At 38.7% G+C, this 18,913-nt stretch carries 20 protein-coding genes; 11 read left to right on the forward strand and 9 right to left on the reverse strand.

Going from position 1 to position 18,913, the window contains the following annotated elements:
* The first annotated feature begins 6 nt into the window (after nt 1–6).
* The 3 genes from LBYS11_RS10225 (at nt 7) to thrS (ending at nt 2,903) form a co-directional block, all read left to right on the forward strand.
* Complete coding sequence (locus tag LBYS11_RS10225; protein ID WP_103118044.1) at nt 7–363, forward strand: hypothetical protein; 357 nt, start codon at nt 7–9, stop codon at nt 361–363.
* A 14-nt stretch (nt 364–377) separates the two neighbouring features.
* Nucleotides 378–608, forward strand: coding sequence for a hypothetical protein (locus LBYS11_RS10230; protein ID WP_048394522.1), 231 nt, complete (start codon nt 378–380; stop codon nt 606–608).
* Nucleotides 609–986: 378 nt separating this feature from the next.
* Entirely contained in the window at nt 987–2,903 is a 1,917-nt protein-coding gene (gene thrS / locus LBYS11_RS10235; RefSeq protein WP_103118045.1) for a threonine--tRNA ligase, read from the forward strand.
* Between the two features lie 124 nt (nt 2,904–3,027).
* Here the strand turns inward: thrS and LBYS11_RS10240 are convergent, their stop codons facing one another.
* Nucleotides 3,028–3,498, reverse strand: a complete 471-nt coding sequence (locus LBYS11_RS10240) for a hypothetical protein (protein WP_048394519.1) — start codon at nt 3,496–3,498, stop codon at nt 3,028–3,030.
* A gap of 172 nt (nt 3,499–3,670) precedes the next feature.
* The gene (locus tag LBYS11_RS10245) at nt 3,671–3,841 is read right to left on the reverse strand and encodes an aspartyl-phosphate phosphatase Spo0E family protein (protein ID WP_004230265.1); all 171 of its coding nucleotides are present in this window, start codon (nt 3,839–3,841) and stop codon (nt 3,671–3,673) included.
* A 518-nt stretch (nt 3,842–4,359) separates the two neighbouring features.
* On the opposite strand from LBYS11_RS10245, the gene LBYS11_RS10250 reads away from it, so the two are divergent.
* Together LBYS11_RS10250 and LBYS11_RS10255 are read left to right on the forward strand one after the other, a co-directional pair.
* Entirely contained in the window at nt 4,360–4,914 is a 555-nt protein-coding gene (locus LBYS11_RS10250; protein WP_233732687.1) for a hypothetical protein, read from the forward strand.
* On the forward strand, nt 4,907–5,464 hold the full coding sequence (locus tag LBYS11_RS10255) for a histidine phosphatase family protein (protein WP_103118047.1): 558 nt from the start codon (nt 4,907–4,909) through the stop codon (nt 5,462–5,464). Before LBYS11_RS10250 ends, LBYS11_RS10255 begins: the two co-directional genes overlap by 8 nt.
* Nucleotides 5,465–5,515: 51 nt before the next feature.
* Here the strand turns inward: LBYS11_RS10255 and LBYS11_RS10260 are convergent, their stop codons facing one another.
* Nucleotides 5,516–6,067, reverse strand: a complete 552-nt coding sequence (locus LBYS11_RS10260; protein WP_103118048.1) for a GNAT family N-acetyltransferase — start codon at nt 6,065–6,067, stop codon at nt 5,516–5,518.
* A gap of 200 nt (nt 6,068–6,267) precedes the next feature.
* Between LBYS11_RS10260 and LBYS11_RS10265 the strand changes: the two genes are divergently transcribed.
* From LBYS11_RS10265 to LBYS11_RS10275, 3 genes are read left to right on the forward strand one after another with little or no spacing between them, the layout of a single operon-like run.
* The gene (locus tag LBYS11_RS10265; protein ID WP_103118049.1) at nt 6,268–6,855 is read left to right on the forward strand and encodes an SMI1/KNR4 family protein; all 588 of its coding nucleotides are present in this window, start codon (nt 6,268–6,270) and stop codon (nt 6,853–6,855) included.
* A 2-nt stretch (nt 6,856–6,857) separates the two neighbouring features.
* Nucleotides 6,858–7,340 carry a GNAT family N-acetyltransferase gene (locus LBYS11_RS10270; RefSeq protein WP_369823987.1) on the forward strand — a complete coding sequence of 161 codons (483 nt, stop codon included), beginning with the start codon at nt 6,858–6,860 and terminating at the stop codon, nt 7,338–7,340.
* Nucleotides 7,337–7,771, forward strand: coding sequence for a GNAT family N-acetyltransferase (locus tag LBYS11_RS10275; protein WP_054549263.1), 435 nt, complete (start codon nt 7,337–7,339; stop codon nt 7,769–7,771). Before LBYS11_RS10270 ends, LBYS11_RS10275 begins: the two co-directional genes overlap by 4 nt.
* A gap of 14 nt (nt 7,772–7,785) precedes the next feature.
* Here the strand turns inward: LBYS11_RS10275 and LBYS11_RS10280 are convergent, their stop codons facing one another.
* A complete protein-coding gene (locus tag LBYS11_RS10280; RefSeq protein ID WP_103118051.1) occupies nt 7,786–8,523 on the reverse strand; it encodes a class I SAM-dependent methyltransferase in 738 nt (245 codons plus the stop codon).
* Nucleotides 8,524–8,866: 343 nt separating this feature from the next.
* Between LBYS11_RS10280 and ccsB the strand changes: the two genes are divergently transcribed.
* Nucleotides 8,867–10,036, forward strand: coding sequence for a c-type cytochrome biogenesis protein CcsB (gene ccsB, locus LBYS11_RS10285; RefSeq protein WP_103118052.1), 1,170 nt, complete (start codon nt 8,867–8,869; stop codon nt 10,034–10,036).
* 209 nt (nt 10,037–10,245) lie between these two features.
* Here the strand turns inward: ccsB and LBYS11_RS10290 are convergent, their stop codons facing one another.
* Nucleotides 10,246–11,436 carry an amidohydrolase gene (locus LBYS11_RS10290; RefSeq protein WP_103118053.1) on the reverse strand — a complete coding sequence of 397 codons (1,191 nt, stop codon included), beginning with the start codon at nt 11,434–11,436 and terminating at the stop codon, nt 10,246–10,248.
* Nucleotides 11,437–11,449: 13 nt separating this feature from the next.
* On the reverse strand, nt 11,450–12,979 hold the full coding sequence (locus LBYS11_RS10295) for an AbgT family transporter (protein ID WP_103118054.1): 1,530 nt from the start codon (nt 12,977–12,979) through the stop codon (nt 11,450–11,452).
* A gap of 150 nt (nt 12,980–13,129) precedes the next feature.
* Between LBYS11_RS10295 and LBYS11_RS10300 the strand changes: the two genes are divergently transcribed.
* A complete protein-coding gene (locus LBYS11_RS10300; RefSeq protein ID WP_103118055.1) occupies nt 13,130–14,428 on the forward strand; it encodes a hypothetical protein in 1,299 nt (432 codons plus the stop codon).
* Between the two features lie 130 nt (nt 14,429–14,558).
* Here LBYS11_RS10300 and LBYS11_RS10305 read toward each other — a convergent pair whose 3' ends face one another.
* From LBYS11_RS10305 to LBYS11_RS10315, 3 genes are all read right to left on the reverse strand, one after another.
* Complete coding sequence (locus tag LBYS11_RS10305) at nt 14,559–14,759, reverse strand: cold-shock protein (RefSeq protein WP_004230248.1); 201 nt, start codon at nt 14,757–14,759, stop codon at nt 14,559–14,561.
* 229 nt (nt 14,760–14,988) lie between these two features.
* Nucleotides 14,989–15,615 carry a response regulator transcription factor gene (locus LBYS11_RS10310; protein WP_048394499.1) on the reverse strand — a complete coding sequence of 209 codons (627 nt, stop codon included), beginning with the start codon at nt 15,613–15,615 and terminating at the stop codon, nt 14,989–14,991.
* Complete coding sequence (locus tag LBYS11_RS10315) at nt 15,590–17,782, reverse strand: ATP-binding protein (protein ID WP_103118056.1); 2,193 nt, start codon at nt 17,780–17,782, stop codon at nt 15,590–15,592. The genes LBYS11_RS10310 and LBYS11_RS10315 overlap by 26 nt, the downstream gene beginning before the upstream one ends.
* 190 nt (nt 17,783–17,972) lie before the next feature.
* On the opposite strand from LBYS11_RS10315, the gene LBYS11_RS10320 reads away from it, so the two are divergent.
* Nucleotides 17,973–18,881: a hypothetical protein gene (locus tag LBYS11_RS10320; protein ID WP_048394496.1), complete on the forward strand. Its 909-nt coding sequence runs from the start codon at nt 17,973–17,975 to the stop codon at nt 18,879–18,881.
* Nucleotides 18,882–18,913: the final 32 nt, after the last annotated feature.

The raw sequence follows: 18,913 nt of genomic DNA on the forward strand, positions 1-18,913 counted from the left end.
TATTTAATGAAAAAATGGATGTTTCCACTTGCCCTCATCATCCTATTGACAGCTTGTCAAATTCCCAAGCAGGAGATACATTATATCGCCAAAAGTGAGCATTGGAAAGCCATCTATCATAGTAATGGTGAGGTGGGCTTACGCTTATTTTATCTGGGAGATGATGATGATTTGGGGCCTTTAGAAATTACAATTGAGGGGACAAAAGAATCCCAAAATTTAAGTGATGTTCAGTTAAATAAAGATGGCTATTATTCCTTCACAAAAAAAGAAAGTGAGAAAATCTTTAAACGAGAAACAAAGCCAATGATCCATGTAGAATGGCAATCTGAAGATGAGACCTTAGAAGTGAAAAATCATTAGGAGATAATAATAAAATGCGAATTGAACAGCGCGAAGATATAGTGATTATTGATGGGCTAGAAATCATCGGTACGATTCAAAAAAATCAACAATGCCCGAGTTGTCAAAATTCCATCATCTATGATGACACGTTTGATAGTTATTTTTGTGCGATGTGTAATGAGTGGCAAGAGGAGGCATGTGATGACCCGCATTGTCACTATTGTGTTCAACGTCCAGAACGCCCATTGCAAGTCCGTCGCTAAATTTTTTTCTTTTTTAGTGTTTGACAAAGAATTCACTATTCGTTATAGTAATTAACAATTTCATACAAAATGAAATGGGCAATGATAAGGACAAGAGATGCGATTAACCATTTATAGAGAGGGGGGCCTTGGCTGCAAGCTTCCTAATGTCGTACTCCCATCTTACTACCTTGGAGCCGTGCTTGGAAACTTGCACCGTTTTTTGCGGCGTTACAGCAAAATCAATGAGCCACTAGCTTATAAACTAGTGGGAATTTGGGTGGAACCACGGGTAATCAACACATACTCGTCCCTTCTTAGGGGCGGATATGTGTTTTTTTTATCTACACAATTATGCCAAGGTGTAATTGATTTTATTACTAAAAGGAGTAGAGAAACATGTCAAATCAACGTATTCACATTCAATTTCCAGATGGTCAACAACAAGCATTTACTAAAGGTGTGACACTAACCGATATTGCACAAGCGATTCGTCCAGAGCTTCGTAAAAAGGCAGTCGCAGGGAGTGTTAACGGAACCATCATTGATTTGACGCGCCCGATTATGGAAGATGCACAAATTACATTGTACGATGCAAGCTCAAAGGAAGGGATCGAGGTCATTCGCCATTCTACGGCCCATTTATTAGCTCAGGCAATTAAACGACTTTATCCACATGCACAATTTGGAGTAGGACCAGTCATTGAAAATGGCTTTTATTATGATATAGATATTGCTGATACACTGACACCGAGTGATTTACAGCAAATTGAAAAGAAAATGAAACAAATTGTACAGGAAAATATCCCGATTCATAGACGCGAGGTTTCACGTGAAGAAGCAAAGCAATTATTCGCCCATGATGCGTTAAAGCTAGAGCTGTTGGAGGCAATTCCTGTAGATGAGCTAGTTACGATTTATGAGCAGGGAGATTTTTATGATTTATGTCGTGGTCCACATGTCCCGTCTACAGGCAAATTACAGCATTTTAAATTAATGCATGTGTCAGGCGCTTATTGGCGAGGCGATAGCAAGAATCAAATGCTTCAGCGTATTTATGGCGTTGCCTTTGCTACAAAAGAGGAACTGCGCGATCATTTTATCTTCTTGGAGGAAGCAGAAAAGCGAAATCATCGCAAGCTAGGTAAAGAGCTATCGTTATTTATGTTTTCAGAGGAAGCACCTGGCATGCCCTTCTATTTAGCCAATGGTCAAATTTTACGCAATGAACTGGAATCGTATTTGCGACATTTACAAGCAAAATATGACTATAGGGAAGTACGAACACCGCTGATGATGAACCAACGCTTATGGGAGCAGTCAGGTCACTGGGATCATTATAAGGACAATATGTATTTCACACAGGTGGATGACCAAAGCTTTGCCTTAAAGCCGATGAACTGTCCTGGGCATATGCTGATTTTCAAAAATGCCTTACATTCCTATCGGGATTTACCTATACGTATGGCAGAATTTGGGCAAGTGCACCGACATGAATTTAGTGGCGCCTTGAATGGTCTGTTACGTGTACGAACTTTTTGTCAGGATGATGCCCATATTTTTGCAACACCACAGCAAATTGAGGATGAAATTGCACTGGCCTTAAAGATTATAGATGAAGTGTACAACGTCTTTGGATTTGCGTATACGATTGAATTATCGACACGACCAGATGATTATATGGGTGATTTGGCACTGTGGGATCAAGCAGAAGCAGCACTTGAAAATGTCCTAAACAATTTAGGTATTGCCTATACAATTAATGCAGGGGACGGGGCTTTTTATGGACCGAAAATTGACATCCATATTAAAGATGCGATTCAGCGCAGTCATCAATGTGCAACGGTTCAGCTTGATTTCCAGCTACCAGAGAAATTTGATTTAACGTATATTAATGAGCACAATGAAAGGGTGAGACCTGTTGTCATCCATCGTGCAGTGTTTGGCTCAATTGATCGCTTCTTAGGTATTTTAATCGAGCATTTTGGCGGAGCATTCCCAACTTGGCTGGCACCACAGCAAGTCCAAGTGATTGGAGTAGCTGAGGCACATCAAGGCTATGCCAAGCAAGTTGTTGAAGCTTTACAACAGGCAGACATCCGTGTGCAATTAGATGACCGTCAAGAAAAGCTCGGCAAAAAGATACGAGAAGCCCAATTGCAAAAAATACCATATATTGTGGTTATTGGTGATCGTGAGGTTGCCAACCAAACTGTAGCTGTTCGCAGACATGGTCAGCAAAATTCCACTGATAAGTCACTACAGCAATTAATAGAAGAAGTCACAGCAGCCATTCAACAAAAAAGTTTAGCTTAATTTAAGTAAAGAAAGCTTGCGATGAATGTTCGTCATTCATCGCAAGCTTTTTAATTGTTAAGAAATTTTTACTTCTATTTTTTTGAAATGACTACTAGAATCTACATGGTGTGCATACAATGAATTAAAGGTGCTTGGAACTTTCTTGAAAAAGCGAATGTCCCAGTATTACTTCTTGTGTTTCAGCGTCGATGACAAGAAATTTGCGATAGGATTCATCGGTATTGTGCTGAAAGGATGCTAAAAAATAAACTTGTCGATTGGGATGAATAAAAGTATGTTGAGAGAGGTCTATTGTTTCCTGTTTACCATCTGTTTGTAAATAAAAACGTTTTGTCGCATTTGCTACATCTTTAAAAGCCATCTTTTGACGAATATTCAATGAAGCATTGGTATATTCCTCATAAATCGCACGATTAAGCTGCTGATAAAATGTGTCCTCATCACGAAACGATTGAAATTGGTTGTTTGGGTATTGATATAGTGTATTTATTTCAGTTGGTGTGCAAAGTGTGGGTGATGTATGGTCTACTGAATGTTGAGGTGGCAATAATATTTTGGAAACAACCATAAAAGTTAAGATGAATACGTGCATCATTCAACCTCCAAATGTTTTCTTATCAAAAACATCGCCTACTTTTTCATTCTCTATACATTCTGAGAAATGGCTAGGTGAATGCATGTATCATCCCCGATAAAACCAGCCAATAAAACATGGCCTGGCTTTATCATATCTATACTTTCTTCTATTATATGCCTCGTTATGATTAGGAAGCTTGTGCTTGTTTTAAATATCTATTAAGTAAGACATCCAATTCTTGACTGTAATCTACTACAATAGGGTGGGTGAAACCAAGATCCTTTGCTTTTTTATACATAATTCTTCGTTTGATCTCAATTTCCGCCTTCAAGAATTGTTTAAGTAATAAGTTAACCAAGATATTTTCCTCCTAATTTTTTATCCATATTCTTGAAATAAATTTTTATGACCTCGATTCAACTTTTTCATTGTATATCACTTATATTAAAAAAAATGTCACATTGTGTATCGTTTCTTAAATTCGTAATTTAGTCATAGATAGGGTACTTCATCCTATTTAGCCTGGTTGAAAATTTTTATATATTATAGATAAAAATTACTGTAAAATTCCCCTTTTATAGAACTTAATATATGACTTAAAACCCTATTCATGTACTGGATAGGGTTATTCACGTTCTTTGTTTTAGAAAATATTAAGGGGAAAATGGAGAAGTCTTAAGTCTTTTATACTAAGAAAAAAGTTGTGATTAGAGATTGAATTTTCCGATAATTAAGCGCAGAATTCATATCTTGTCACATTTTAGCAAATTCCCTTTTTTGTTGTTTAGAAATGGGGACATTTCATTGTCTATGGTGAAATGTTGAGAATTTTTGAAATTAATGGAATAATGGATAGTAGATGAGGTGATGCAGCGCATGATGAAAAAACTGGTTTCCATCATTGCTTTTTTAAGTTTACTAACGGCATGTGAAAGGGAGAAGCCCTTACAGGAACCGACCATTGTGTATGACATGGATACGACATCGACATCCACTGAATTTAGCTATGTAGCGGATTTATCTTTGGAAAATAGAGAGGCCTATCAAGCATTTTTAAACGATGGAGAAATTCGTCATTTGCAGACCTTTTCGCCAGAGGAAATGCTGCTAATTATGTTTGATTTAGTGGAGGAACCTCGTATGGATGCATTGTATGCGATTACTTACAGCAATGATGCATTCCCCACAAAAGAATTGTTTGAGCAATACTATACCGATTCACTTGCAGGTGATTTGCTTGTTACCTATTTCATGTATAGATTTTATGATCGAATAGTGATTAATGAATCGAGCACCCCTGATTTACAGGTCGTTCAACTGGAAATTTCCGTTGGGAGTCAGCTCTACATAAAAACATACGCTCTGCAACAGCAAGAGGGGATTTGGAAGGTTCATTTAGCTAAAGATCAAAGAGGAGAAACAGATGACTGAAATTTATTTTGTTAGACACGCACATGCTCATTATTCAGAGGATGAATATCATCGTCCACTATCTGCTCAGGGACAAAGGGATGCAGAGTGTGTCACAAATCTTTTGAAGCATTATCGAATCGATGCCGTTTATGCTAGTCCCTATCGAAGAGCTATTCAAACAGTGGAGGGGATTGCACAGGCGCGTCATTTACCCATCCAAACGATAGATGCTTTAAAAGAAAGACAACTTGCTACTGGGAAGTTGGAGGATTTTCATGCAGCAGTTCAACGGGTGTGGCAGGAGCCAAGCTTTGCATGGGCAGGTGGGGAGTCCAATCAACAGGCAATGGCTCGCGCTATTCCAAGTTTGCGAAACATCCTTCTCACGCATCCACAGCAGTCTGTCGTTATCGGTACACATGGCAATATCATGGCATTGATGATGCAATATTTTGATGCCCAGTACGATTATGCATTTTGGCAAGCGTTAAGTATGCCAGATATCTATCGATTAGCATTTCAAGGTCTATCCTTACAGGAAGTAACACGCGTGTGGCAAGAGGACTGAACAAAAAAAGAGATACTACAGCAATCATAGTATCTCTCTTGTGCTATTCTGTTAATCCCTCTCCCAATCGGAGCGTAAGAGGCCAAATAAAACTACGTCATGGAATGTACCGAAGCGGAAAATTTCTTGGCGTAAAATGCCTTCTTTTGTGAAGCCACATTTTTCATAGGAGCGAATAGCTGCTGGGTTAAAGCTAAAAACCTGAAGCTTGATTTTCTGAACAGCTATATATTGGAAGATAAAATCAATAAGCGTTTTCATTGCATCCGTGCCATAGCCCTTGCCGTGCCACTCTTTCCCAATTGAAATGCCCACTGAGCAAGTGCTATTTTGCCAATTCACTGCATAAACGCCACAGGAGCCTATTAACTGATGTGACGCTTTTTCATAGATACCGAAAAAGTATTCCTCCTTCTTTCCGCTGATACTGTTAAAGAAAGCTGTGTGATCCTCTACAGTTTGTGGAAAGGGAATCTCATCATTAGCAAGTAGCAAAGAGGTGATTTCGCTTTCGATTGCTATAAAAGCCTCTAGGTCAGCAGTAGTCATTTGTTGTAAAGTGATCGATTGACCTGTTAAAAATGTTTTCAAATAATGTTCCATTATTGTATTCTCCCTTATAGAAGGGCTGCAAGTAGCGTTACAACCCTACGATTGTTGGTAATATTTTCACGTCTACTGCATCTTTTACACTCATAAACCCACCCCTTTTTTGTGCATACTTCCATAGTAGCATGAGGGACTAAGAGAATGGAAGAAATTATGTTAAAATATGTCATAGTTAGAGAGAGAGAGGGATTAAGATGCGCACAACATATTTTGCGAATTTATTACAATACTTACCACAAGAAGAGCAGCAACAATTACAACAGGCTTTTGGTGCTTCAGAGGCACAAATTCAGGCCTTGTTAGAAGTATTTCCGAACTGCCCACAAGCTTTGGTGGAGCTATTACAGGATGTCAATGGTACATATTATTGTCAGCATGGGCAAGAAACGATCTGTGTTTTAGTCCTAGGCTCTGATTTAGGGGATTATCCGTATTATTTAAAATCGGTGGAGCAAATCGTGAAAGATTATCATGATAAACGTGAAACAATTTATGAGCGCTATCAGGAATTTTTAGCGTATGTGGAAGTAGATGAAAAGATTAATATGCATGTCCCGTTAAATGAACGGCTCTGCTTTGCTGATTGTATGAATAATGGGGGCACATCAAGCCTATATATTGATTTTACGCCAAATGAAGCGGGACAAGTTGGCCAGGTGGTTCGTTATGTCCATGATCCTGATAGCTTTGAGGTGATTGCAGCTTCGTTTGAGGATTATTTACAGCAACTTATAGAGGGAGACTATGAATTCACCGCTATTTACGAGGAGGAATTCGAGTGACTATGCAGCTCATGTTCTATGAGGACAAAGCAAAAAATTTAGTAGAACAATATACCCTAACAGAAGAGCAGCTACGCTATACAAAGTCTCCAAAAGATAGCATTGCACTTGCTAAGCAGGATAATAGTCGACATGCCATTTTAGCAATGGACGGTAACAAGCTAGTCACGTTCTTTGTCTTACATGAAAAAGAGGGGGTGACGCCTTACTCCTCTAATGAACAGGCGCTATTAATCCGTTCCTTTTCCACTGATTTTTATGAGCAGGGCAAAGGCTATGCCAAGACAGCACTTCAATTATTGCCTGACTTTGTTCGCAAGCATTTCCCATACATCAATGAGCTGGTGCTCGGGGTCAATGTACCAAATAGAGCTGCTCAAGAACTTTATAAGCGATGTGGCTTTGTCGATGAAGGCAGACAGGCAATGGGACTTCGAGATGAGCTAAAGGTGATGAGCTATTATATGAAGGAGGTTGAAAATTGAGCCATCATATAATTGAAGCAAGAATGGAGCATTTACAAGCACTTTGTACAATCGATCAAGAAGTAATTGGAGATTCATCCAGAGCGGAAGAAATTCAGCAAGCTATCAAAGAGAAACGCTGTTTGCTATACCAATCCGCTGATACCATTGGGGGGTTTTTGCTATTTAGCAATGACTTTTTTGGCTATAGCTTTATTTCCTTAGTCATTGTCAAGCCGTCCGAGCGCAGAAAGGGAATCGCATCTGCCTTAATGACCGCTTATATCCAAATGGCTAAAACAGCAAAGGTTTTCTCCTCTACAAATCAGTCCAATAGGCGTATGCACCAGCTTTTTCATAATCTAGGCTTTGTCAAAAGCGGTTTTATCGACAACTTGGATGAGGGAGACCCAGAAATTATTTATATGAAACAAGCCTCACCACAAACATAGGGTGAGGCTTTCGTTTATTTTTTTGCTTTGATGAATAAAAAGGATGGTCTGCGTAGCTCCTTTTCAATAGAAGGAAGCTGTTGAATGGCTGCTGTGCTTGGAATTGGTTCTACGATTTTATCAATGGTTAACCCATGGGTAATCAATGTATTGACCAGTGTCGCTATAGTGCGATGATATTTGACAACACCATCCACCAACCAGGTTTGCTCACGCAAGCCTTCTTCCTGGTAATGATCCACAGCATAGTGCAGACGTTGATGATTGTCATCATATACCCAATTATCATCTGTTGTATGACGAGCTGTAGCAATAGGATGCTCTACAGAGAAAATAAATACACCGTTAGGACGTAGCATGTGAGCAATTTGACCAATGACCGCATCGAAATCTTTGACATAATGAAGAGATAGGGAGCTGGTTATACAATCAAAGCTAGCCGAAGGAGCTTCATAATCCTCTATTGCCTGTAGCTGATAGTCAATTTGTGAGTGGGCATGCTCCTGTTTAGCGACGGACAGCATATTGCTCGAAACATCTAATGCGGTTACGTGCTTGGCTTGATGGTCGATACAATACTTGGCGAAATCCCCCATACCACAGCCAATATCGAGTACCTGTAAATTTGTCAACGGAGGAAGTAAAGCCTTCATCGTGGGCTGCTCCAAAAGACGGTTATAATTAGATGCTTTTTGTCTCAATGTCTTGTATTGATGAAAAAATATCGGATTATCATAAATATTTTGTTTCATTAAAAGCCTCCAGTTTATGAAACATAACGTTATGTTATTTGTGCGCATCATTATTGTCCCATGTAGTTAGAAAAAGAAATAGACTTTTATTACAATTTTTTGTAAGATGTAGATAGAGGCATACCATTTTTTGATACAGTCATCTTCCATTTAATGGGATATTTTCTCGTTCCCTCTACATAATGATTGAACCTACCAAGCACATCCCCATTTCCATGTCATAAAAATGTAACAATTTGAAAAAATAAAAATATTTAAAGGGAAAACATGGCACTTCTTACACGCTTTAACGTTCTTACTATTTGGAAGCATATTCCGAAAAAGAAACGTTGGAGGGATTCTATTGAATCAAGAAAGTTTATTATCCATTAGTAGCAATGCCTTATTTATTGCCTTTATTCTACTACTCATTGCTATTGTGCCATTAGGGCTAGCAGTCAAATCAAAGAGAAAAACATTCGGTAAGCTAGGACTATTGCTCACTTATATAGCCTTTGCCCTACAGCTCGTGTACTTTGTTGTCAGATGGGTGGCGGTTGACCATGCACCTGTCAGTAATATGTATGAATTTATGACGTTCTTTGGCATCATGCTTACAGGAAGTTACTTAATTATCCATTTCTTATATAAGCAAATCGTGGTTGGCTTATTCACGATTCCTGTATCCTTAATCATCCTTGGTTATGGAAGCGTTTTCGCGAAGGAAGTATCGCCGCTTGTTCCATCATTACAAAGTAACTGGTTAACAATTCATGTCATGACTGTGGCCTTTTCTAGTGCCATTTTATCTGTATCCTTTGCTACAGGTTTAATTTACTTATTAAGAACGCTGGATGTTTCCAAAAAAACTATCAGTACATACGGTCTTGAGTTTGTGTTGTATTGTTTGGTGGTTGTCATTGGCTTTATTGGCGTATCGACGTTTTTCAGCCTTGCCACAGAAGAGGTGCAGGTACAATTCGATAATGCACAGGGACAGCAAGAAAAAGCCACTTACTCCATGATGCCCCTGATTGTAAGTAAAGGAGCCGTCACCGAGAATGGTGAAGCAATCGGTGGTGTCGAAATCACAAATAAAATAGATGCCAAGAAATTAAACTCGATTGTCTGGGCATTTATCGTGGGTACTATTTTATATGGTGTCATTCGATTCATCACAAGAAAATCAGTGAGTGCCTTATTAAAGCCATGGACAAGCCGCGTACAGCCACAATTAATGGATGAGATTTCCTATCGCGCAGTGGTTATCGGCTTCCCATTATTTGCATTAGGTGGCCTGCTATTCGCCATGATTTGGGCGCAAATTGCCTGGAGTCGCTATTGGGGCTGGGACCCGAAAGAGGTGTGGGCATTAATTACCTTTTTATTCTACGCAGCCTTCCTCCATTTCCGCTTATCCAAAGGCTGGGAAGGAGAAAAAACAGCCTGGTTGGCCATCATCGGCTTCGGCATTATTGTGTTCAACCAAGTATTTGTCAATCTAGTCATTGCCGGCTTACATTCCTATGCCTAGTTAAAGGTAGGGGGGTCTTGACTCCTAAGTGATCCTGACTGAGTGAGGAGGAGCCCGCTCTAAAGTGAGGAGAGAGCGCTCAAGCTAGTCAGGTAACTGCTCCAACTAGTGAGAGAACCTCTTAGCTTTGGCCATCCTTTTCTTCTTATTAAAATATTCAACCGAAAAAAGCATTACGAAATGCATGTAGCACTTCGTAATGCCTTTTATTAATTATTTTTTGCGAAATAGTCTAGCGTTGCTTGACCTAAAACGTTGGCGGCAATTCGTAAGGAGCGCTCGTCGATATCGAATTTCGGATGATGGTGTGGATAGACTTCCTCCCAATCAGGGTTTTTCGCCCCTGTGAAGAAAAACGCACCGGGGATTTCCTCTAAGAAATAGGCAAAGTCCTCACCGCCCATATTGGGATCAACTATTTCAACAGTCTCAACATCTGCAATTTTCTCTGCGGACGCCATTATATGCTCAGTCTCTGCATCATGGTTCACAACAGGCGGATAGCCTCGCACATATTCATACTCGTAATCGGCTTTTGTTAAATAACAAGTTGCCTTTAAAAGCTCTTCGATTTCATGCTCTAACAAACTACGCTCCTCCTCGTGGAAAGTGCGCACCGTACCCTTCATGTACACTTGATCAGCAATGACGTTGAATGGATTTAATGCCTCAATATGGCCAATTGATACTACTGCTGGACGTAATGGGTTGATGCGACGTGCCACAAGCTGCTGTAAATTTGTAATAAACTGAGCTGCAAGGACAATGGAGTCCTTGGTGTCACTTGGGTTTGAACCATGGCCGCCCTTGCCTTTTATCGTTATATAAATACCATCTGCTGCAGCCATTAATGGTCCTTTAGCTGTTTGCACTTTGCCAAGATCAGTGGGTGCCCATAAATGTGTCCCAAAAATAACATCTACACCTTCTAAGCAGCCATCCCTAATCATCGAAATAGCTCCACCTGGCGCAAGCTCCTCAGCATGCTGATGAATAAAGACGATTGTTCCTTCTAAATCATCCTTCATTTGATTAAACGCCTTCGCTAAGATTAAGAGGGAAGCTGTGTGTCCATCATGGCCACAAGCATGCATACGCCCTTTAATTTTCGATTGGAAAGGTAAGCCGGTCTCTTCCGTAATGGCTAAAGCATCAAAGTCTGCTCGTAACGCTACTGTTTTCCCTGGTTTTCCACCAACTAGCTTTGCCACAACTCCATTGCCACCTACACCTTCACGAACCTCATGACCTAAGGCACGATGAAAGGCAGCAATGGTTTTTGGCGTTTCAACTTCCTCAAAGGAAAGCTCAGGATTTTCATGGAAATGACGACGAAGCCGTATTGTCTCTTCTTCATAATGTTTTAATAAATCTGCTAACTGTTGTTGTAATGTTGTCATTCTCTAACACTCCTTATTTTAAGTAAATATAATCTCCAGGGCCAAGCGGTAAACCTAGTAGGAACCAAATGGCGAAGAGGATAATCCAACCGATTGCGAAAAACACCGAGAACGGTAATAAAGAAGAGATAAGCGTACCAATTCCGATATTTTTATCATAGCGCTTTGCAAAAGATAGTAAAATCGCGAAATACGGTAACATAGGGGTAATTGGATTTGTAATCGAATCCCCTACACGATAGGCCATCTGCGTAACCGCTGGGGAATAGTCTAAATATAAGAACATTGGTACGAAAATTGGTGCAAGTAAAGCCCATTTTGCAGAAGCACTGGCGATTAATAGGTTGACAAAGGCACATATTAAAACAAAACCTATCATCATTGGTAAACCTGTAAAATTCAATGCTTGTAAAAGCTCTGCACCTTTAATGGCTAAAATAGAACCAATATTGCTCCAGTTGAAAAAGGCAATCATTTGTGAAGCGGCAAACGCTAATACAATAAATGGTGCCATATCTGCAATGGATTTAAAAATTTTCTCTGCAACTTCCTTATCGTTTTTAACCTCCTTCGCTGCTATCCCATAGGCAAGCCCAGGTAATAGGAAGAAGAATAACATGATAGGTACAATGCCTGCCATGAAAGGTGAGTTTAAAAAGCCACCTGTTGCAGGATCGCGTAAAAGACCGTTCGACGGTATGACTGTAAAAGCAATGACTAAAATATAAACTAGCGTTACGATTCCAGCCCATTTTAATCCTCTCTTTTCTAAAGCTGTCAATGGCTCTAGCTTTTCAATTTCACCGTGAAACGAACCAAAGCGAGGCTCTGTAAACTTCTTTGCAACCCATGTACCAATAATGACTAATAAAAACGTCGAAGCAATTAAGAAATAGTAGTTCATCGTTGCACGACCAGTGTACGCGGGGTCTGCTATTTGTGCTGCTGATTCTGTAATCCCTAATAATAATACATCTAGAGAGCTAATTAATATGTTCGCACTGAAGCCCCCAGCTACAGCTGCATATGTAATAATTAAGCCTGCTAATGGATTTCGACCAATACTCATAAAAATCATGGCTGCAATCGGTGGTAAAATGATAAATGCCGCGTCAGCCGCTAAGTTACCAACTAAACCTGTAAAAATGATAAAAGGTACAATTAATTTTGTAGGTGCTGACATTACAATTTTCTTCATGACAGCTGAAATTAAGCCTGTTTGCTCAGCTAAGCCAATACCAATCATTGTCACGATTACTAGCCCTAATGGAGCGAAGCCTGTAAATGTTGAAACCATCTGCGTTAAAATTAAGATAAGTCCTTCTTGACTTAGCAGATTTTTTACTTGAATGACATCTTCGGTCCCAGGTTGAACTGCTGAAATACCGAGCATGGATAAAACCCATGATAAAACTAGTACTATACCTGCTAGAATAATAAATAACGTGATAGGGTCTGGTAGCTTATTACCTGCACGCTCGATTTTATCTAACATATTGTCAATCCAAGATTTTTTCTTAATTGTTTGTGAATTCCCTTGCATAAATTTCATCTCCTTTTATACTTTATTAGACTTAACCTTTAAAAATCCAATGTCTCTATTTTAAGACATCGAAAATCTATGTCCTTTATACAAAGAAACCATATTTTCTGACTATTTTCAATATTTATTTTTTATTAAGGAGCTATATGTATGTATAAAATTAATGTTTTTACCGCTAAACGCTCACTTTCATGGGTTCAACAGCTTGAAAAAATTAAACCCTCTTTTTGTGAATTTCATTACTATGCTTATACTGATTTTGAACATTTGAATGAGCTTTTAGAAAAGTATTTGGAAGGGGGAGATGGAGCGCTTTTTAGCGGACAAATTCCATATTTTTATGCTCAAACGCATTTTCAAGAAGCAACGGTACCCATGCATTATTTTGATATTTCAGAGCGTGATTTTTACCGTACCGTTACGGAGCTTTTTTATGAGAAAAAGATTGCTATGAATCGCATTGCCATCGACTTTTGCTATGAGGAAAACGGCTATTTGGGCATTCATGAATGGTCGATAGGAAAAAAACCTTATCTTTTTAGCCAAACGATGAGCGAGTACGCAAGTAGCGATATTGTCCATAAAGCTGCTGAATGGCATCTACAATTGCATAAGGAAAACAAGGTTGATTTGAGCTTTACCCGCATTGCAGAAATACGTGAGCGCTTAGCTGATCAAAATATACCCTTTATCGCTTTTTACCCGTCTCAATATGCCATGCAATTAACATTAGATCATTTTCTCAATCAACTGCAAATTCGACAGCTTAACCAAAATAAAGTAGTGGTAGTGCATATTTTAATTCCGATAGATAAATCGAATATAGAAGACCTAGAATATCGGCAAATTGCCTTATATAAAACTATATTAGATTTCAAACAACTGTATGCTAGCTCATTTATCGTACATCGTGAGGCATCGTTTATTGCAATTATCACGACGTATAAGCAATTTTTAAGTACAACGAATCGTTATTCACATTGTCATTTAGTTGATTTTTTAAATGAGAAGCTATCGTTTCCTGTCAGAATAGGGTGGGGAATTGGTGACTCTCTAATTGAAAGTCAGGAGTTTGCTAAAAAAGCCGCAACCCTCTGCTCTTCAAAGGAAACACAGGGATACATTATTGAAAATTCACGAGAAATTGGGCCTTTACTATATGGAACGATGCTACAGTTTGACGATGAAAAACAACAGCATCTAAAAAATTTAAGTACGACATATGATATTCCCTTATTACAATTACAAAAAATAGAAGCGATGCTGGAAAAACTAACGACAACGATTGTTAGTGGGGAACTGCTCAGCACACATCTCGGCATTACGGTACGCTCTGCAAACCGCATTTTAAAGCAGCTCCATGAGAAAAATTTAGCACACGAATTACCAAGCAACACGTCCACCACACGTGGACGTCCAAAAAAGTATTATCAAATTCATTTATATTAGTCAGGATGGAATGGCTCATACGGTGGGGCTACCTGTGCAAGCTGATAGGATGAATAAATCCTGACACAGGAAAAAGAGACATCCATTTACGAATGTCTCTTTTTATATGCACGTCTATGTTAAGTGAAGATTATAGTTTCACTACATTCGTTGCTTGAGGTCCACGGCTGCCTTCTTCTACGCCGAATTCAACTTTTTGGCCCTCTTCTAAAGTTTTGAAGCCATCAGATTGGATAGCTGAGAAATGTACGAATACATCATTGCCACCTTCAACTGCGATGAAGCCAAAACCTTTTTCTGCGTTAAACCATTTTACTGTACCTTGTGTCATGTAAACACCCTCCCAAAAAAATTCAACAATCAATTGCTTCTATCACATATAAAAAACGTATTCAAAAGCTCGTATTACTTTTGAATACGTGTTTTTAATCATAGCAATGAAGTAATGTAATTATTACCCTTATTATAGTACAGAATTGTTTGTATATCCAGTAAATTCCGTTTTTAGTAAGGAAAAATTTACATTTGTAATCTAATAGTAAAGAAACGCTATTTCCTCATTATTTAATCCATGCTTTTTCCTTCGCAACAATGACAGCCTCTGCCCGCGATTCTACATTCAGCTTGACGAATAGCTTCGATAAATAGTTCTCCACCGTGCGCTGGGTGACACCAATTGCAGAGGCGATGGCTTTATTTGTACAGCCTTGGGCAACGAGCTGTAGTATTTCCTGTTCCTTATCGCTCAGTAGAACCTCCTGCTGCACATTCGGCAGGTTGGTGCGTTGCTGAACAAAGTCTAAAAAATCGGCTGCTAGTAAAATCTCACCTCTTATGGCTGCTTGAATGGTTTGGATCACTTGCTCCTTTGTCGCTAGCTTTGATAATAGACCGTCAATTTTTTTCTCAATCAATAGCTCATAATAATCGGAAAGTTCGTAGCCTGTGTAAAGAATAATCAATGCATCTGCTTGTTTTTTCTTAATCATCTCTGATAGTTGAATGCCGTTGATTGGCTTCATATTGATATCAATGAGAAACAACTGAAAGGTAGCTGTATCCATTCTTGATAAAACGGCTGCGCAATCCTGTTCTGTTTCGATTTGAACATTGGCTAAATCCTGCAACAATGTTTTCGTACCATCTAAAACGACAGGATGGTCATCTATAATAAGTATGTTCATCATATGAATCCCCGTCCTCTTGTATTTGTATATAAATATGCATGCCCTCGTTAAGGCCCGATTGAATGGTAATGTCACCATTAAAAGCACGGACACGTTCGCGAATGCCATTAATGCCCATTGATGCAGAGGACTGTATTAAATCGTCAATGTCGCAGCCTATACCATTATCATCGTATCGAAGGATAAAGCCTTGAGGAATTGCTTGTAATTGAAGCGAAACCTCTGTTGCTTCGGCATGCTTGATTGCATTATTTAACAGCTCCTGAACAAGACGATAGACTACGAGATGCAGGGTGACATCCTGAAATTCTACACGATCAATTTGGGCGCTTAATAAAAAATCAGCCCTTATTTTAACCTTTTGAATGAGTTTTTTTAATGCCATTTGTAAACCAAAGGTATCCAATAGTGGGGGACTTAAGTTCTCGCAATATTCTCGTAAGTCCTTCGTTGCATTCAATAGCTGCTCGCGTATAGCTAGCACGGTCTCCTTCTGAATAGTAGGGGAGCCAGCTAGGACATCAAGCTCTCTGGCTAAATGAAGCTGCTCCTGCAAAATGGTATCATGTAATTCCTGTGCTAAAATACTCTTTTCCTTCTCAATAATATTCCATAGCAATTTATCGAGCCAAGGAAGCGGTGTATCGCTGGTATTTTTTATATGCTGAATTTCACGCACTAAATCCTCAATTTGCTGTAAGTTATTGATAAACATGGACACATACAGTGCAAGCAATTCTAACCAAAGCAGCTCTTCCTTTTGCAGAGCATGGCGTATTTCTAACATAATCTTTTCCTCACCAGCATCATGTAACAGTAATTGCGGATAGTAGCTTACATGCTGTGGAGAATCGTCTGTTATTGTCCGGATATGAAACGCTGTGGTTCCAAGCTTCTCGGTGATTTCATATTTAAAACGATCCAATAATTCTTGTTGGTTTTTTGCTTTGCCCATACGCTGAACGGCTGCATATAAATTATGTACATAATTTCCAGTAGAAGAGAAGATAATTTTTCGATACTTAAAATCAATGCGTTCTTTTATATAAAAGCTTGCAATGATCACCATAAAGACAAGTAAAAAAATACTTGTGACATGGACGATGGATAGCTCCCCCATGAATAACAGGGCAATCCCTGCTGTCAACAGAAGCGCACTGAAAAAGGCTAGCGTTGAATAATAGCGTAATCGTGATAATTGGTATTCAATATCGAATAATCGTTCGTTCACCTGAATGAACAGAAAAGAGAACGGAATAAATAATAAAAATAATGCGGCGATTTCAGCGTGTAATATCGGCTTATGTCCTAATATTTCAGGTGTAACGAAGAATAATAAAAAGGGTAAAAACGGCACGATAAAGGCAAGCGCAATTAAACGAATTTTGGCCAATTTAGTACGTAAATAACTCGTTACTAAAATAAAAATTGCATAGACTACCAGGACAGCAAATAAACTTAGGTTCAATATAGGTGTGAACTCACGTAATGATGGCTTAACTTCCTCCATTAGATAAAAGCCAGGGATGAACAGTATTAATAAGTACAGCCATTTGCTGTGAGGGTAGGTCCACTTAATTTGTAGGTATTTGAAAAAGTGTTGTAAAAAGTGAATAAAGAGAACCATGCATAAAATAATACAGCTACTAATGACAAACATCCCAATCATATTTCCTCTAGCTGATGCGCCAGTACTGATATAGGCGGTCGAACAAGTTAATAAAAATAGGATCAATAAAAACGTTGAAAGATTATTTTGATTGCGTCGCCAAACATAAAGTGCGACACCAAAAGCTAGGAAAAAATAAAAGATAGGGAACAAAATTTGCAAATATAATTCTTCTGGCATGTCTCGATGTTTGACAGCAATGGTTTGAATACTCTTATCAGCCTTTTGGATCGTTAATGCATTGGCGCTTCTAACGATCATTTGCTGTTGAACGTAGCGATTCTCCATGGCTGGCTGCCCATCGATAGCCACAATAATATCCCCTTTTTCAATATTTTTTTGTTCTGCCCATAGAGGGTAATAGCTATCCACAAAAACAGGCTGACCGTTTGTCGTATCGAGAGTGAGACTCACAAAGGGTGTTTTGATGGTAATACCTAACACATAAATACCGAGTATTAAGTATGTAAGAAAAATACAATAAGTACATTTTTTCATTGTTAAACCTCTAATTTGCTTATGATCATAATCTCCTATATATTATCGCTAATTATTGATAAATTTGGAATACCGAAATAACGAGTTTCGGAAAACCACTATTGTTTTTTCGGAATAACGAAATAGTGTTTTCGGACATGGCTATGATAGGGTAAATTTAATCATTAGTGACGAATAGGGGGACTTCTGCGTGAAAAAAGGCATTTTAACACTTTTACTTTTTTTTCTCATCGCTATGATCACCATTCCATTGACCACGAAGGCCAAAACGGTGAATCAGGATAAAGTCGAGGTAGAAATTGGTCTCATAGGTAGTGATCATCATTTTGTCTATAAGATTCCGAAGCATTTACATAAGGATATGCCCTATACAGAAATGAAAAATGGCATTCAAGCTTCCTTAGCTAATCATTGGAAAATTGGTGAGACGCGTTATGAGGCCAATAAATCCGATGTTGCCTATACCTTTTATATTCAGGATTTATTTCAAGAAAAGCAGGATGGTCAGCTAAAAGTAGCCATTCCCTATCGTCATCTAGTAGGGATGTTTGGCGAGCAAGATCCTATTCAATTGCGTATTTTAGCAAGTAAATTATCCAAGTGGACTGTCAATACAAAGGATTGGACAGCGCTTGGCTTTATGGAGCCCTTTACTTTTTTAAGTGAACGTGAATATGTCTATGAGGGAGCAGTCCAAGAGTTATTAAACCAAAGAGTGGGCCATTTTGATGGCACCATTCAAAAAAGTCAGTTGCTTTTATACAGTGTCATTTATTTTTGCTTTATGGCTATCCAACTGCTTGCTTGTCTTATTTTATCCAGACGGTTAAAAAGGAAAATCATTAAAAACCCAGACAATATGCATCAGTTCCGTAAACTCAATTACCTGTATCAATTGGTGCCGATTTTGATCATTGTCGCACAAATCGTGTTCCTTGTATTATCGGGTCTGATTACAGCATTTGGATTATACTTTAGTCCTGGCATTGATTTATTAGTGATTGTTGGACCTGTTTTATTAAATATCATCCTGCTGCCCACTTTTTTCGTCACAACAGAGAGTGAAATTTCAAGGGAGCTCAACAATAATTCGTTGTGAAATGGTATAATGATCAACAGCAAACTTGAAGG

The organism is Lysinibacillus sp. YS11, assembly GCF_002896375.1.
In the GTDB taxonomy this organism is placed as follows: domain Bacteria; phylum Bacillota; class Bacilli; order Bacillales_A; family Planococcaceae; genus Lysinibacillus; species Lysinibacillus capsici.

Bases quoted from the DNA above. Each gene is read 5' to 3' on its own strand.
- LBYS11_RS10225 (WP_103118044.1), top strand. From the start codon at position 7: ATGAAAAAATGGATGTTTCCACTTGCCCTCATCATCCTATTGACAGCT.
- LBYS11_RS10230 (WP_048394522.1), top strand. From the start codon at position 378: ATGCGAATTGAACAGCGCGAAGATATAGTGATTATTGATGGGCTAGAA.
- thrS (WP_103118045.1), top strand. From the start codon at position 987: ATGTCAAATCAACGTATTCACATTCAATTTCCAGATGGTCAACAACAA.
- LBYS11_RS10240 (WP_048394519.1), bottom strand. From the start codon at position 3,498: ATGCACGTATTCATCTTAACTTTTATGGTTGTTTCCAAAATATTATTG.
- LBYS11_RS10250 (WP_233732687.1), top strand. From the start codon at position 4,360: ATGATGAAAAAACTGGTTTCCATCATTGCTTTTTTAAGTTTACTAACG.
- LBYS11_RS10255 (WP_103118047.1), top strand. From the start codon at position 4,907: ATGACTGAAATTTATTTTGTTAGACACGCACATGCTCATTATTCAGAG.
- LBYS11_RS10260 (WP_103118048.1), bottom strand. From the start codon at position 6,067: ATGGAACATTATTTGAAAACATTTTTAACAGGTCAATCGATCACTTTA.
- LBYS11_RS10265 (WP_103118049.1), top strand. From the start codon at position 6,268: ATGCGCACAACATATTTTGCGAATTTATTACAATACTTACCACAAGAA.
- LBYS11_RS10270 (WP_369823987.1), top strand. From the start codon at position 6,858: ATGCAGCTCATGTTCTATGAGGACAAAGCAAAAAATTTAGTAGAACAA.
- LBYS11_RS10280 (WP_103118051.1), bottom strand. From the start codon at position 8,523: ATGAAACAAAATATTTATGATAATCCGATATTTTTTCATCAATACAAG.
- LBYS11_RS10290 (WP_103118053.1), bottom strand. From the start codon at position 11,436: ATGACAACATTACAACAACAGTTAGCAGATTTATTAAAACATTATGAA.
- LBYS11_RS10295 (WP_103118054.1), bottom strand. From the start codon at position 12,979: ATGCAAGGGAATTCACAAACAATTAAGAAAAAATCTTGGATTGACAAT.
- LBYS11_RS10300 (WP_103118055.1), top strand. From the start codon at position 13,130: ATGTATAAAATTAATGTTTTTACCGCTAAACGCTCACTTTCATGGGTT.
- LBYS11_RS10305 (WP_004230248.1), bottom strand. From the start codon at position 14,759: ATGACACAAGGTACAGTAAAATGGTTTAACGCAGAAAAAGGTTTTGGC.
- LBYS11_RS10310 (WP_048394499.1), bottom strand. From the start codon at position 15,615: ATGATGAACATACTTATTATAGATGACCATCCTGTCGTTTTAGATGGT.
- LBYS11_RS10315 (WP_103118056.1), bottom strand. From the start codon at position 17,782: ATGAAAAAATGTACTTATTGTATTTTTCTTACATACTTAATACTCGGT.